General features: G+C 46.9%; 9 protein-coding genes and 1 pseudogene. 6 read left to right on the top strand and 4 right to left on the bottom strand.

The genetic code is table 11. From position 1 onward, the window contains the following. Positions 1–591 precede the first annotated feature (591 nt). The 4 genes from ACFQZR_RS22140 (at position 592) to sigJ (ending at position 7,815) form a co-directional block, all read left to right on the top strand. Positions 592–1,200: a class D sortase gene (locus ACFQZR_RS22140; RefSeq protein WP_379349963.1), complete on the top strand. Its 609-nt coding sequence runs from the start codon at positions 592–594 to the stop codon at positions 1,198–1,200. Between the two features lie 45 nt (positions 1,201–1,245). Further along, entirely contained in the window at positions 1,246–5,541 is a 4,296-nt protein-coding gene (locus ACFQZR_RS22135) for a collagen binding domain-containing protein (RefSeq protein WP_379349961.1), read from the top strand. 128 nt (positions 5,542–5,669) lie between these two features. Continuing rightward, positions 5,670–6,971: a phytoene desaturase family protein gene (locus ACFQZR_RS22130; RefSeq protein WP_379349959.1), complete on the top strand. Its 1,302-nt coding sequence runs from the start codon at positions 5,670–5,672 to the stop codon at positions 6,969–6,971. Further along, positions 6,964–7,815 carry an RNA polymerase sigma factor SigJ gene (gene sigJ / locus ACFQZR_RS22125; protein ID WP_379349957.1) on the top strand — a complete coding sequence of 284 codons (852 nt, stop codon included), beginning with the start codon at positions 6,964–6,966 and terminating at the stop codon, positions 7,813–7,815. Before ACFQZR_RS22130 ends, sigJ begins: the two co-directional genes overlap by 8 nt. A gap of 7 nt (positions 7,816–7,822) precedes the next feature. Here sigJ and ACFQZR_RS22120 read toward each other — a convergent pair whose 3' ends face one another. The 4 genes and pseudogenes from ACFQZR_RS22120 to shc all read right to left on the bottom strand — a co-directional run bounded on the left by ACFQZR_RS22120 (position 7,823) and on the right by shc (position 11,488). Further along, the gene (locus ACFQZR_RS22120; RefSeq protein WP_379349955.1) at positions 7,823–8,605 is read right to left on the bottom strand and encodes an arylamine N-acetyltransferase family protein; all 783 of its coding nucleotides are present in this window, start codon (positions 8,603–8,605) and stop codon (positions 7,823–7,825) included. Positions 8,606–8,776: 171 nt separating this feature from the next. Then, positions 8,777–8,959, bottom strand: a pseudogene (locus tag ACFQZR_RS22115) (YmaF family protein); the annotation flags it as partial. Further along, the gene (locus ACFQZR_RS22110) at positions 8,956–9,486 is read right to left on the bottom strand and encodes a hypothetical protein (protein ID WP_379349954.1); all 531 of its coding nucleotides are present in this window, start codon (positions 9,484–9,486) and stop codon (positions 8,956–8,958) included. The gene ACFQZR_RS22110 and the pseudogene ACFQZR_RS22115, both read right to left, overlap by 4 nt. Before the next feature lie 112 nt (positions 9,487–9,598). Next, positions 9,599–11,488 carry a squalene--hopene cyclase gene (shc, locus tag ACFQZR_RS22105; protein WP_379350947.1) on the bottom strand — a complete coding sequence of 630 codons (1,890 nt, stop codon included), beginning with the start codon at positions 11,486–11,488 and terminating at the stop codon, positions 9,599–9,601. 130 nt (positions 11,489–11,618) lie between these two features. Here shc and ACFQZR_RS22100 point away from each other — a divergent pair, with 130 nt between their 5' ends. Together ACFQZR_RS22100 and ACFQZR_RS22095 are read left to right on the top strand one after the other, a co-directional pair. Further along, complete coding sequence (locus ACFQZR_RS22100; RefSeq protein ID WP_379349952.1) at positions 11,619–13,457, top strand: UbiD family decarboxylase; 1,839 nt, start codon at positions 11,619–11,621, stop codon at positions 13,455–13,457. 363 nt (positions 13,458–13,820) lie between these two features. Next, positions 13,821–15,479 carry a M20/M25/M40 family metallo-hydrolase gene (locus tag ACFQZR_RS22095; protein WP_379349950.1) on the top strand — a complete coding sequence of 553 codons (1,659 nt, stop codon included), beginning with the start codon at positions 13,821–13,823 and terminating at the stop codon, positions 15,477–15,479. Positions 15,480–15,554: the final 75 nt, after the last annotated feature.

The following is a 15,554-nucleotide window of genomic DNA, read 5'->3' as shown; positions in this document are numbered from 1 at the left end:
CCCATATAAGCGTTGTTTGCCGCATGAATATGCCTCCAATTTAATCATCAATGATATGAATCAAGTTCATTATCCATTATACGTTATCGCACAGATTTTTGTAATTTTTTGTTAAAACGCGATGCCGAACTTATCCGCTTCATGCTGATAGCCACGCTTGGCTTTCGATTCTGGAACCGGGTCTCCAAGCCGAGGACATCGGAGCCAAGTTGGGGGGTCCCGTCTTAGTTTAAGGTGCTAACAAGAAAAAATTACCAAGATAGCATGAACCATCGCGGTTGACGTGTTTACCTCAATTGGTTACAAAAGCCGCCTTGACTTCGTTTAGTGATGTATGTAGAATCTGTCAATGGCATGGCAGTGGTAAGTAGATTTACATCGTATCATCCTAATTGAATTGTTTTTCGCGCCCTATGGATGAATAGGGCTTTTTGATTTTTACTGGCCCGTAATAAGGCATTTCAAATGAAGTCAGTAAGTAGATACTGATTATTTTGCCATGGCCTGAGGATGATTAACGCGCAGAAGTTGCGTACGGTAATCTACCAGCGAGGGATAAGAAATTCGTATCAAGTGAAGGAGGAATGTTGAATGAAAAGCAAAGTGATGGCTCCCCTCCTCATTGTCATTGGCCTATTTATTTTCTGTTATCCCGGCCTATCCGAATGGATCGAAGATCGGCAGCAGCAGCGATTGGCGGCGGAATGGCAGACAAGTCTGCTAAACATCGATCCAGGCGATTCTGCTGCGTGGTTGAATCCATCAGATGATGTTGAACGTGCTGCATCGTTGAAATCTAGCAAATCTGACGTAGAAGGTATTCTCAAAATTGATAAGATCGATTTAAATCTACCGATCTTGTATGGGGCGACGAGCAAAAATATGAAAACCTCTGTGGCCCAGATTGAGAAGACAGGTAAGGCGGGTGAGGTGGGAAATATGGCGATTGCTGGTCACCGTAACCGAACGTACGGGAGAAATTTCAACCGACTCGCAGAAGTGGAGTATGGCGACATTATTGAAATTGAGACGGAGAATAAGCAGTACCAATATGTCGTCACCGAAAAAATGACTGTGAAGCCAGATGATGTATGGGTGCTAGAACCGGAAGGTATCGAAAAAGAAATAACGCTTGTGACTTGTGAACCGATGGTTAATCCGACACATCGATTAATCATCAAAGGAAAATTATTAGATTAGAAGCCGCGAAATCTCGATCTAGATGTCGCAGAAGAGGTGAAAAGGTTGAATACGAGGAAAACGAAGAAAACACTATCTATATTTTTTGTTATTGCATTATTATTGAACGTCATGATGCCGATGGCTTATGCTGCTGATCTGTCGAAGGAGTCAGTTGGAACCGGAGGAAGCAGTGTAACGGAGGCTGTGTATGAGATTACACATAATATGATTACCGGCGTCAGGATGACAGTCGGTGAAGAGGGACATGAACAAGACGTTTCAGAGGTGAGATTGGATACAGGGGAACGCGTGAAGATATATTTGGATTGGGCACTCCCTGCTAACCACGGGTACAAAGCGAATTCCAGCTTTACATTCGATCTGCCGGACAAGTTTACACTGAGTCAGCCGCTATCAGGCGATCTGACGGGCGGAGTAGGTACATATACAGTAACGCCAGAAGGTAAAGTGACTTTGCTGTTTAATGATAGCATTGAAAATAACCTTGAATTACATGGGTATTTTTATGTATGGCGAAAATTCGATTCATCGAAATTGGAGGAAGGAACGGAGCAGAAAATCCTGTTTCCGTTTAAAGACGAAGTCAAGGATGTATCCGTGCATTTCAAAAATAAGGGTTCAGCCATGGATAAGTCTGGGATCACGGATAAGGCATTCAATCCAAGCAAGATCGATTGGATCGTCGACTTGAACAAGGATGAGCGTATCATTCGGGAGCCGCGCATGGAAGATATCATCCCGGAGGGATTGGTGTTGGATGAAGCTTCCATTAAGGTAGAACCACTGCAGGTCCATTTGGATGGCACGGTTAGCGTAACGAACAGCGTATATCATCAATATTCGCATAAATTAACGGAAGAAATGACGGCTGATGGTAAGAAGCAGCAAAGGCTCACGCTTACTTTTCATGACAATATAGATCATGCTTACCGCATAAGCTATTCGACTGCGATCAGCAAGACCGATCAAGCGACTTACAGCAATCATGCGATGCTGGTTGAAGGGTACGACGATCATGGCCAAAAGCCTCTGATGGAGCGTACGGGCAAGGTTTCGGTGAACTTTAGCCAATCGCTGACGAAAAAAGCAGGAGCCTATGACCCTTCGAAGCAAACGGTGAATTGGGCGATCGAATACAATTACAATGAACAGCTGATCCCGAAGGAGCAAGCATATCTGATCGATACGTATGATACCCCTGCGCAGGAACTTGTAAAGGACTCTATAGAGGTCTATAAAGTACGTATTAATTCGGATGGCAGCGCGACGCCTATTGAACAAGTGGTGAATTATACGCTGCATGAGGATAAGTCAGCTTCACAGTTCAAATTAAGCTTCAACCAAGATATTCGTGAAGGCTATTACATTCGCTATCAGACAAAACTGAAGGATCGTGTATATACGGACGGAAAAGCATCTAATGTTGTCGTTATGCATGATGGTAAAGAAAGCCATGATTCAAAGGATATTCAAGAAGTCATCCTATCGAAAACGGGAAAGATCACGAGCTATAAAGATAAAGAAATCGAGTGGACTCTGCAGGTGAATCGTGATTTGCAGACGATGAATCAAGTGGTTCTTAAGGATACGTTTGCGGGTCAAGGCCTGACTTATGTAGAAGGAAGCCTGAGTATTACGGGGCTTGAATCAGATCAGACGTACACCGTGACGCCTGATCCGGATTACACGCAAGGGTTTCAGATTACGTTCACGAAGCCTGTGACCAATCACTATACCATAACGTACACAACAAAATTCGATTCAACGGCATATGATACGCAGAACGTCAAAACCTATAAGAATCGAGTGGATATGACCTGGAAGGATACGTCGGGCACACCTCAATCCATTGGTAAGACGGCTTATGTGACGCCAATATTGAACATGCAGAATAACGGAAATAAAACAGGCTCCTATAACGCGGAAGACAAATCAATTTCTTGGACAATTGATATCAACTACAACCAACATGTGATTCAGAATGCTGTCGTAACGGATCAGCTAAAGGGTGCACAGACTTTCGTTGAGAATTCACTCGTAATTAATAAGACCTCGATCGATGCCAAAGGTCAGGTCGTTGTTGAAAAGCAAGTAGATCAGTATGATGTTGAATTTACGAAATCGCAGGATGGTACCTCGGAGGGGTTCAAAATAACGTTCCGTGGTCCAATCGACTCATCGTACCGAATTACGTATAAAACAAGCCTAAAATCCTTGCCTGTAGAAGGTGAATACTCGAACCATGCAACGCTGTATGACAATACGGGTGGGTCGGGCACAAAGCTTTTTGAACAATCCAAAACGATCGTTCCGGTGTATGGTGGCGAATCTATCGATAAAAAAGGGAGACAGGGGGCTTCGGTTAATGATATCGATCAAGCGTATTGGACGATCCATATCAATCGAAGCCAGTCCTATATTGCAGAAAATGCCGTTTTAGAAGATACGATGTCGCCGAATCAAATCCCGCTAAAGGATACGTTTAGACTTTACAAGCTGAAAGCAGATGCCAATGAGCATTTCAGTAAAGTGGGAGAGGTTGATCCAAAGGATTATACCTTAGAATTTAACGATAACGCTGCAGCGGGCGATCCCACCTTTACGATTACGTTCCATAAAGCGCTCGAAAGTGCGTATGTCCTGGAATATCAGACCTATATGAATGCGGTGCATCTCGAAAAAGTAAGGAATAGCGTATCGTTTGCCGGGAAGACCGCACAAGAAATAGGAGATTCTGCGAACCAGGAAATTGTAGCTGATTATTCAGGTGCCGGTGGCGGAGCAATCCATGCGGTGAAAGGGAATATCACGATCGTGAAAGAAGATTTCTCGGACCCGAATCATAAGCTGGCAGGCGCTAAGTTTGAACTCTATAATGCGGCAGGGGACAAGCTTCTGGCGACTTCAGACTTGACGGATAGCGATGGGAAAGTACAATTCAAAGATTTCAAGTCAGGCGATTACATGATTAAAGAGATCGTTGCCCCAACAGGGTATGTCGCTGATACGCAGTGGATAAGTGTGAAGTTTGACGCGAAGGATCCGACGCAAATGTTGGTGATTCAAAATAAAAAGATCAAGCAAGCATTTATTCTAACGAAAGTTGCAAAAGAAGAGCCCACACGAACGCTAGAAGGTGCCGTCTTTAAATTGGAGAAGAAGGAAGCAGGCGGCATGCATGTCGTTACTGGTATGGAAGCCGTGGCGTCCGATCATAAAGGGCAAGTCATCTTGGCTAATTTGGATGTGGGCGACTACCAGCTCACGGAGATTAAGGCACCGAAGGGATATAAACGGGACCTAACGCCAATCCACTTCACGATTGATCCGAATCAGACAGTGATCAAAGAATATACGATGACGAACGATGTGATCGATAATGGCTCTGTTGAATTGACGAAGGTGGATGGGTTTGATGCTGCACCGCTTGAGGGCGTGGCGTTCGAACTACAGGATGCATATGGTCAGCCTGTGAAATCCAATCTGATGACTGATTCAAGCGGCAAAATCACAATGAATGACCTAAAGGCAGGACGTTACCAATTCGTAGAGGTTACACCTCTAGCTGATTATGATGCGCTAACAGATCCTGTACCGTTCGAAATCGAGAGCGAAGACCAAGTGAAAATTCGTATCGAGAACAACAAGACGCCAGGTGCTGTGAAGCTAACGAAGGTGGAATCAGGACGGCTGGATCAAACATTGCAAGATGCAATGTTCAGACTGTTGGATGCAAATAAGAAGCCTGTGAAAGATAAAGATGGCAACGAACTTAAGCTGTTCATAACGGATCGTAACGGAGAAGTGAAAATTTCGGATCTCAGACCTGGAACATACTACTTCGAAGAGACAAAAGCACCGAATGGATACACGATCAAAGATCGTTATACCTCATTTCAAGTGGTGAAAGGGCAAGAAACCGAAGTTGTTGTTGCGAATGATCGCTATGTTAGCGGGGGAAAAGACGGGGATAACCATGTGACAAATCCTCCTGAGTCGCCAGATCCAACCAAACCTATTGATCCGGTAGATCCAGAGGATCCTTCTAAACCTGGTAAGGATACATCGGATGAATCGACGGAAGGGCAAGAGGGTACGTCAGATGGTGGTTCTGATGCAGGAACGACGGACCATGGGGGTAAAGATCAACAGCCTCCAGCTATCAAGGAAGAAGATGATAGCGACCACATAACAGGACACAAGGACGACCGAACGCCCGGTCAATACCTGCCGAAGACAGGGGAAGATAGTCATCTTCCGATGCAACTCGCGGGATTAAGTGTGATGCTGCTAGGTGTAGCCCTGTTTGTGTTTAAGAAAAAACGGATTCATTCCTAAAAGCAGCACCCCTTAGATAGACGTTGGAGAACTTTTTGAGTTATCCAATGAATTTCTAAGGGGTGTTTTGTCACATCTGGATTCGCTCGCCCGTCATACGGATATAAAACGCGAAGGGGATGGTTCAGATGTTAAAAATGGACGTGGCTGTTGTAGGTGGAGGGATAGCGGGATTAACCGCAGCCATTTATGCTGGAAGAGCAGGGAAGAGAACGATACTCATTGAGAAGCAAGAGCGTTTAGGTGGTCGGGGGATGACGAACAAGAAGAATGGAACGTATTTTAACCTAGGCGGGCATGCTTTGTATCAAAGTGATGCCTATGAGACGTTCCGGGAGTTTGGATTACGTCTGCAAGGAAACCAACCTTCGATTGATGCATTTGGCATCTGGAAGGATAAGCTTCAGGTACTGCCGACAGGGATTGGTTCATTAATGACAACGCCGCTACTCTCATGGAGAGGGAAAGTGGAGTTCGCGGGCTGGCTCGCCAAATTTGGCAAGCTGGATACGCATGCTTATGACAAGATCAGTCTTCGCGACTGGATTGAGGGACATATACAAGACCCGATGGTCCGTCATATTTTCTATTCCCTGCTTCGTACGGCGAGTTATGTGATGGCGCCAGATCTCCAAGCCGCAGGACCGGTATTGCGGCAATTCAAGAGTGCACTCCGTGGTGTGTTGTACCTTGATCGCGGCTGGGGATCGATGGTCGAAGAATTGCGACAGGTCGCTTCCAAGCTGGGGGTGCAGATCATCACGAAGAGCAAGGTTGTCTCCATCGAACACAGTGAAGGGATTGTGCGTCATGTCTTATGCGAAGATGGGACGAAAATTGAAGCGACGCATGTGATCGTCACGACACCGCCGGCGGTCCTGCATCAGTTGGTGCCTCGTGCTGAAGCTACGGCGATTCATACCTGGAAAGAGCAAGCGATTGAGGTCACAGGGGCTTGTCTGGATGTGGTGCTGCGTCGTCTGCCCAAGCCGAAGCAGCAGTTCGTATATGGGCTGGATCATCCCGTCTTTCTTAGCAATCAATCGCGTGCAGCATTAATGAATGAAGACAATGCGCAAGTCTTATCTCTGATAAAGTACCAAGGAACGGAGAAGGATGCGAAAAAGGATTTGCACGATTTAGAGCATGCTTTGGACTTAATACAGCCAGGCTGGCGGAATGAGCTTGTAGACAAACAGTATCTTCCTAAAATTCCGGTATGCTATGATTTTGCACATATGAAGCGTCAAGTTGACCCAGGTCCTGCTGTTCCTGAAATCAAAGGTTTGTATGCGGCAGGGGAATGGGCTTCCCATGGAGAATTATTGGTCGATGCGGCGACAGCAAGTGCCAAGAGAGCGGTACAACATATTCTCGCGTACGAGGGAACGGAGCGGGTACAGGGTGATAACCACAGAAATATTGTATAAAACCTATCGAAAGCCTTTGTTTGCGCTGGCTTATCGAATGTTAGGCAGTGTGATGGATGCGGAAGATATCGTCCAAGAAGCCTTTATTGCGTATAATCAATTGCCAAATCCCGAGGAAATTCAGAATGTAAGAGCGTTTCTCTACAAAGTTGTAACGAATCGCTGTCTGGACTTATTGCGCTCTTCCGCTAAAAAGAGAGAGCTCTATGTGGGCCCATGGCTTCCCGAGCCTTTAATCGATCAGGGCAATCAGGATGCGGACCCTTCTGATATTTATTTGCAGCATGAATCGATATCGACAGCCTATCTTTTACTTTTGCAGCAGCTTAATGCCGTTGAACGCGCGATCTTCCTGCTGCGTGAGATTTTCCACTATTCGTATGATGAGATTGCAGAGATGGTGGGAAAGACAAGTAGCAATTGCCGTCAAATTTTCCATCGTGCTCAGCGTAGCATTCATTATGATCCCGATCAGGTGCCTTCGATTTCGGTTGCTGAGTCGCAGATTAAAGATTTCGTTAGCTCTCTCGTACAGGGGAATAAGGATCGATTGTTAGAGCTATTGAGTGAAAATGTGGTCTTCTACTCGGATGGTGGCGGTAAAGTGCATGCGGCTCAGGTTCCCGTTACGGGGTCCAATCACGTGGTGCTATTACTTCAAAATCTGCTTAAGATGTATACAGGGAAGTTCAACCTTGCCTACATGACCGTAAATGGGATGCCGGGTATCCAGTTGACGTTGGACGATGGGCTTCGTTATATTTATTCGTTCGGTTTCCGTAAAGGTCAAATTGAAGCGATTTATAATGTGGCCAATCCAGAGAAGTTAAGGCATGTGAAATGATGTCGTTTCAGTAAACTAGTCCGAAATGCAGACTTAACAGCTTTCCGAACCGTATGCGGTCTATCGGCTCTTTGGTCATGATGCCATCCTCCCATTGTGTAAAGGAGGTATCGGTTAAGGTGATTTGGCCCTGATCCGTACGTCTTGTAATTAATGGATATCGATTAAATCTTGAATCAGGGTGTTCCGAGATAATCTGTTGGACCGTGTTCAATTCCGATAGGTCGGTTATCAGTTGTTGAGTGTCGAAGGCATATCCAATTCGCCAATCCGTATGTTTATGCTTCATTTTCATTTCAAGAACATAGTTCCCGTGCTCGCCATCTCCTGGTGTGATTCGAAATTCCCCATTCCCGGAAGCGACGGTTTCACCGGTTAGAGGAACAGGGGTCAGCGGTAAATTTCCTCCAAAACCCGTATCGATGACATAGGATTGGTGCTCATGCGTCATGAGCAAGGTGACATGTGTCCTTCCGACTGGGAGATAGGCTTGCATTTCATGATTGAAGACAATGCCACGCATAGGTGTCATGTGGAATCCATGCTCGGTTAGGAAGAAATTGAGCAGCATATTCAGTTCATAACAGAGCCCGCCTTCTTGATGAATGAGTATCTTACGAATTAAGCTTTCTCTCGTAATAGGATAGGGTCTATGTTTGACAATGCAGAAATTTTCGAAAGGGATGGTTTTGGCTGCGCTCACGAGAATCTCATCCAGAAGGTCAAATGTGATCTCCACCTCCTCTGGTAATCCAATCCGCTGGCGAAATAGAGCGTTCAGGTCAGTCATTCAGCATTCCTCCTTATGTGATTATCATATGGCAACAGACAAAGGATGACGATATCGATTTGATGCGATTGTATCGGTATAGTTAATGTAAAAAAGACAATTTCGTGTTGGAACGACGAACACCCAGACTTATGGTCTGGGTGCTCTTTTTTTTGTACAGCGTGCATGATCTTATACGAGTGGTTTCTGAATTAATGTAGCGAAATTAAAGTTGTGTACATGTCCATCGTTTAATGTTGTCATTCCAGTGACGAAGTGTACATGTTTGCCATTCCCTACAGGAATGGCAGGGCCTGTTCTAATTTTCTTAACTTTATGGAAATGATTCAAAAAATCGGTGTTCGTTAGCGTTATACCGAAAAGTATCGAATTAATCCTATAACTGCAAAAGCGAACAACACCGTACCCGAACCGATCCCCGTAATCGCACTGTTTGCTACCTTTAGCTTGGGAGCTAGTAATACCGAAACAATGGAGACGATAACCATCAGGGCAGCTAGGACGTACAGACTGGGATCGTCGAATACCGATTTCAGTCCAATAAAATGAATCCCCACAATCAATGCGATCCAGGGCGCAACATAATCTTTACGCCTCCATCGAATGAGTGCGACGGCTCCGATGGCAGCAAGGAAAAACTCTACATACACGGAGATTAAATAATTTCCGAAGGCGGTCTTGTCGTTCAGAGCGGAAGGTGCATCCCAGTGCGTCATACTTAAATATACACCGAATAGGCAGACGAGTAGTGCGATACCTGAAGCGATGCCAATATAGATGCGCCAGCTCACCCGCGGTCTCTCTTGTGCCCAACCGAACCAACTAAAACTAAACATGCCAAAAATAGCTGCGTACATGACGTAGTCGCGTATGTAGTCCATTGAACCCCTCCTTGCAAAATTGGTAAAATTTATGAATTTATTTATAACACTATATCATGGAAGTGTAGGCGAGGACGATTGATTTATTTTTCCGGTTCGTGCGGAGAACGGTTCATCTCTTATATTTGCTTCGGTAGTGACTTAATGTAAGAAGCGGCCAAATCGTTCGGTAGCTATGGTAATGGACGTAGAAAAAGTCGGGTAAGCCCGCGCCGGTCGGATAGGTGGTTGCCCAATGGTCTTCATGAAGCAATGTGATTAGTCGATGAATCCCTCGATCAATCGCAGGCGTTGGTTGTGCGTTAACCGCGATAAGGGCATCGAGTGCCCAAGCGGTCTGCGAAGGCGTGCTTGCTCCCAAAGGCACATAATGCCGCAGCTGGTCGCTCTGGCAAGATTCCCCCCAGCCCCCGTCCGGATTTTGAATGCGTTGCAGCCAATTTGCTCCTTTTTGTATCGCAGCATGATCCGGTGAAATGCCCGTAGCCGTCAACCCGGTTAATGCTGCCCACGTTCCATAAATGTAACAAATCCCCCATCGGCCGTACCAGGATCCGTCCTGTCCTTGATGCTCAATGAGCCAGTGAGTGCCCCGCCCGATGAACTCGTGCTTGATGTCAAGCGCTGCGAAATTCCCGAGATACTCCAGGGTTCGACCTGTAAGGTCCGCTTCGGAAGGATCGATGGCTGCGGATTTGGCCCCTGGTATGGCGAGCCAGGTGAGCATTTCCTTATCGGTATTTTTCTCGAAAGCCGGCCAGCCCCCATCATTATTTTGCATGGAAATGACCCATTGGATGCCGCGATTCCATGCGTCACGGTAGGTTGGATCGCGATGGGATAGGCTATGAATGGCACGTAAGGCTGCCGTACTGTCATCAACATCGGGATTGATCGTATTGGTCTCCGAGAATCCCCATCCGCCTGGCAGTGCATTCGGATTTTGAATCTGCCAATCGCCTGTCTTGTGCTGTTGCATAGCTAAAAGGTACTTCGTCGCACGCTGAATCGTCTCATGTTCATCGGACATCCCGGCTTGTTGCAGGGCGTAGGTGAGCAGCGCTGTATCCCAGACGGTGGAAGGGGAGTTCTGGATCGTCGTTCTTCCACGCGAGAGGCATTGCATCGCGATCAAACCTTGAACGGCATGGGTGATCAGAGGGTGCTTCGAATCATAGCCGAGTGCAAGGAAGGCGAAGATCATGAGTAACGTACAGCTTGCATAGCTATACAAGGTTCCATCGGATTCAATTCGCTGTATCATGAATTGCTCGGCTTTGGTTGTGGCGGCTTCATGCAGGGAGCGAGGGGTGCCTATAAGCCGGCCTAATCCGGACTGGATGCCCGCAAGTATATCCTGAAATTCTCTTGTGAAAGATTCCTCCGCCTGTGTAGACACTACACGAAGGTCTGAGAGATCAGGTGTAGCAGCTGTCTTCATAGCAAATTTACGATCTGCCATAATCAGCAGAGGGACGAGATGGACCCTGGAGTACCCAGAGAAATCATAAATACTGATCGGAAAAGATGCTGGCAATAGCAATACTTCCAGCGGGATCGAAGTAATGGATGCGGGCCATTTGCGTTGTCCTGTCGCAGCGAGAAGAGCTATGGTCAGGATGCTCGTTACTTTTTCAAGTCCACCCTTGGATTGAATATAACGCCTAGCCCGCTCAATAGGCTCATCGTTTGCTTGGCTATACCCCGAATAGAGCAGCGCGTAATAGGCATCCACGGAGGCGGATAAGTTCCCGCCCTTCTCATCGGTATACCATCTCCACCCCCCGTCAGCCTGTTGTTCTGCTAGAATGCGTTCATGCAGTCGCTTAATCAGATCTTCGCTCGGCATATTCAGTGTTCGAAGGAGAATGATCAGATGGGCATCGATAAGGATGCCATTCTCAAAACAAAAATGCCAGCTCCCGTCTTGGTGCTGCTCATGAATCAAGTTCATGGTGAGTCGCTGAATTTCCTGATCGATTTGGCTGGATAGATTGCGCATGAACGTCGTACCTCCGATAGTCATTTTCATCAATATATGACAGCACCTTGTGATTTCGTTTCTTTTTTCACATAATAGAAGTTGTACTTGTTTTATCTATTTCTATATTTCTAGAGATTGGAGTCATCCTATGAGATATCGCAATTTAGAAGAATGTGTTATTGATCTAGAGAAACATGGCCATTTGGTTCGGATCGCTGAAGAGGTTGATCCGCACCTGGAGATGGCTGCGATACATATGAAAGTCTATGAAGCGGGCGGCCCGGCGTTATTGTTCGAGAACGTGAAAGGTTCAAAATTTCGCGCGGTTTCTAATTTGTTCGGTACGATGGAGCGCAGCAAGTTTATTTTCCGAGAAACATGGGATTCGACGCAGAACGTCATTGGACTACGTAATGATCCGGTGAAGGCGCTCAAAAACCCTTTCAAATACATTGGAACGGGGCTTGCAGCGAGAAAAGCATTACCGCTCAAAAAAATGAGTAGCGGTCCGGCCGGGTTTAAAGAGATTCAAATCTCGGATATGCCGCTGATTCAACATTGGCAAGGCGATGGCGGGGCTTTTGTGACGCTGCCACAGGTCTATTCAGAAGATCCGGAGAAACCGGGCATTATGAACTCCAATCTGGGGATGTACCGTGTTCAGTTGACAGGCAATGACTATGAAGTGAACAAGGAAGTCGGCATCCATTACCAGATCCATCGGGGAATTGGAGTCCATCAGGACAAGGCCAATAAGCTGGGGCAACCGCTCAAGGTAAGTGTGTTCATTGGCGGCCCGCCGGCACACACGTTATCCGCCATTATGCCATTACCGGAAGGAATGAGTGAGTTAACTTTTGCAGGACTCTTGTCTGGACGTCACTTCCGTTACACGTATGTCGATGGCTACTGTATTAGTCTGGACGCGGATTTCGTTATTACGGGGGAAATACATCAGGGGGACACGAAGCCAGAGGGGCCTTTTGGCGATCACTTGGGGTATTACAGCTTAATCCATCCATTCCCGGTGATGAAAGTCCACAAAGTGTACGCGCGAGAAAATGCGATTTATCCGTTCACAGTCGTTGGGCGTCCGCCGCAGGAGGATACTTCCTTCGGCGAGTTAATTCATCGATTGACGGGCGGAGCGATTCAAAACGAGATTCGAGGGGTAAAAGAAGTACATGCTATCGATGCGGCGGGTGTTCATCCGTTGTTGTTCGCGATAGGCAGCGAGCGGTATACGCCGTACCAGCAGGTGAAGCAGCCAGCCGAGATTCTTACACAGGCGAATCGGATATTAGGGACCGGCCAACTGAGTCTCGCGAAGTTCCTATTCATTACGGCCGAAGAGAAGCGGGAAGTCAGTACGCATCAGATCGAGGATTTCTTAGGTTATATGCTGGAGCGGATCGATCTGCACCGGGATATTCATTTCCAGACGAATACGACGATCGATACGCTCGACTATTCGGGAACAGGATTAAATGCCGGAAGTAAGGTCATTTTCGCTGCGGCGGGTGAGAAGAAGAGAGAGCTGTGCACCGAGGTTCCTGAACTTGTGCGCGGGCTTCCAGGGTTCGAGCAGGTTAGCTTGGTCATGCCGGGGATCGTCGCGATTTCCGGTCCGCAGTTTACGAGTTACAAGGAAGCAGAACAGCAAATCAATGAGCTCTGTGATGCGATCCGTTCCAGAGGTCCGTTGACGACTTGTCCGATGATCATCTTCTGTGATGACAGTGATTATTTGAGTGCGGAGTTGGATAATTTCCTCTGGGTTACCTTTACGCGCAGTAATCCATCGCATGATATCTACGGGGTGAACAGCTTCTATGACTTCAAGCATTGGGGATGCGATAATGTCATCATTGACGCACGTTCGAAGCCGCATCAAGCACCGCCGTTGATTCCAGACCCTGGGGTAGAGGAGCATATCAAGCGATTGTTCGTGAAAGGTGCGAGTCTGGGCGGGGTAGGAATGAAGTAATCGTAGATCCGTTGAATTGGTTAGGCAAAAAAGGGGCTTGAGCGCAGTGACGTGCTTGAGTCTTTTTTTTGTTCTTATTCCTGCGAAAATGTCGCTTCCTTCACGCTAACGAACCGTACCAGCGTTATGACGCTGGTTTTTGGCAAAATTGCCACCTTATACGTAAAATAGCGTTAATGAGATTCGTTACATGTGAAAAACGCTATTTTTAGGTCAAATAAGAGCGTCTGGATTCGTTAGGATCAATGAACTACAAAAAGGACGTGAACGACAGAACGCTGAAATTCACGCTATAGATGTTGAATTCATGCTATGATAAAATCGTTGAAATATTTTCCATTATTTACATGAGGAGGACGTTGTGTGAATTCGAATCAACCAATCTCTCCAGTGATTTCACAGCAGACCCATATTCGATGGGTTACATGGTTCAGGCGTATAAGTATCTTCGTGTTGATCGCCGCTTCGATATTTGTCGGCATGCTGCAAGTTCAGGCACCGAAGCCGGTTGGGAACGATGCGCCTGCAGATCAATTCTCGGCGGAGCGGGCTCTTGAGAAGTTGAAGGTAATCGCAAAGAATGCGCATCCGATCGGAAGCGCCAGTCATACGGAGGTTCGAGATTATCTGATTTCTGAACTTCGTCAGTTGGGATACCAACCCGAAATCCAAAAGGCTACGGTGAGTTCGGATTTCGCCACGGGGAACATTGAGAACATTGTTACGCGCATACCGGGTACGGATTCCAGCAAGGCATTAATGATAGCTGCGCATTACGATTCGGTACCCGAGGGTCCTGGAGCAGCAGACGACGGCGCCGGGATTGCGGCGATGCTGGAGACGGTCCGAGCGATTCAAGCAGGGCAACCTTTAAAGAATGACCTCATTCTGCTCATGACGGATGGGGAGGAAATGGGGCTGCTCGGGGCCAAAGCATTTATTCAGGATCATCCATGGGTTCAAGATGTCGGTTTAGTACTCAATTTTGAGGCACGGGGAAATAAAGGCCCTGTCTTTATGTTCGAGACGAGTGACCAGAACGGGTGGATCATCCAAGAATTCATGAAAGCTGCACCGCAGCCTATTGCGTATTCGCTCATATATAACGTATATAAGCTAATGCCCAACGACACTGACCTTACGGTGTTTAAGCAGGGGGGATTGCCTGGACTGAACTTTGCCTTCGGGATGGGGTTAGATGCATACCACAGTCCTACGGATACGCCCGAGAACTTGGATCGGGGAAGTCTTCAGCATCATGGCGAATACATGTTGAACTTATCCCGTCACTTCGGTCAGCTGGATTTAAGCAATGTGCGGCAAGAGGATCGGGTTTATTTTAATGTGTTCGGCTGGCATATGGTCAGCTATCCTCAGTCTTGGGCTATTGGATTCATTGCGCTTGGTGTCTTGATGTTTGTATTCACTTTATGGCACGGGTTCCGACAACATCGATTAACACTTCGGGGGATGGTCGGCGGTATCCTGATTCCAATAGGCAGTCTGGGTCTAGTCTATGGGGTTATTACTTTGCTATGGCGTTTCATCCCGTCGAATTTGTCGAGAGATCGATATATGGATATTCTGACGAAATCTGATATTAGTGTGTATTATCTGATCGGATTGCTCGCGGTAACGGCGTTGATCACCATCGGATTGTATCGCTGGCTCTCGCGTTATGTCCGTACGGAGAATGTATGGGCGAGTATTTTGCTCTTGTGGTTACTGTTTGGCGTGGCGACGGCATTCATGCTGCCGGGCGGCAGCTATCTCATGTTCTGGCCTTTCGTGTTCAGTCTCATCGGGATAAATATTTCTTTTCGGTGCAGAGAAGGACGATGGACGTGGCTTGCAGCGCTGTTCGCGCTACCGGGATTGGTATTATTCACCCCGATCTTCTATCTCGTGTACATGATGATGACGCTGGATATGGCAGGCGCATTAATGACGGTGGTCGCGCTTGCGTCTACCTTAATCTATCCTGTGTTCAGCAAGCGGCTCAGCACAAGGAAGCATACCTAAGAACCCATTGTCAGGCAGTACCTCCTCCGATGCTTCGAGGGGGAAATTGTTAAGAATCAATGATCAATGAACTAC

Source organism: Paenibacillus sp. GCM10027629, from assembly GCF_042676425.1.
GTDB lineage: Bacteria > Bacillota > Bacilli > Paenibacillales > Paenibacillaceae > Paenibacillus_K > Paenibacillus_K terrigena.
The sequence above is the reverse complement of the archived record's forward strand: the minus strand, read 5'-3'. Positions and strand labels throughout refer to the sequence as shown.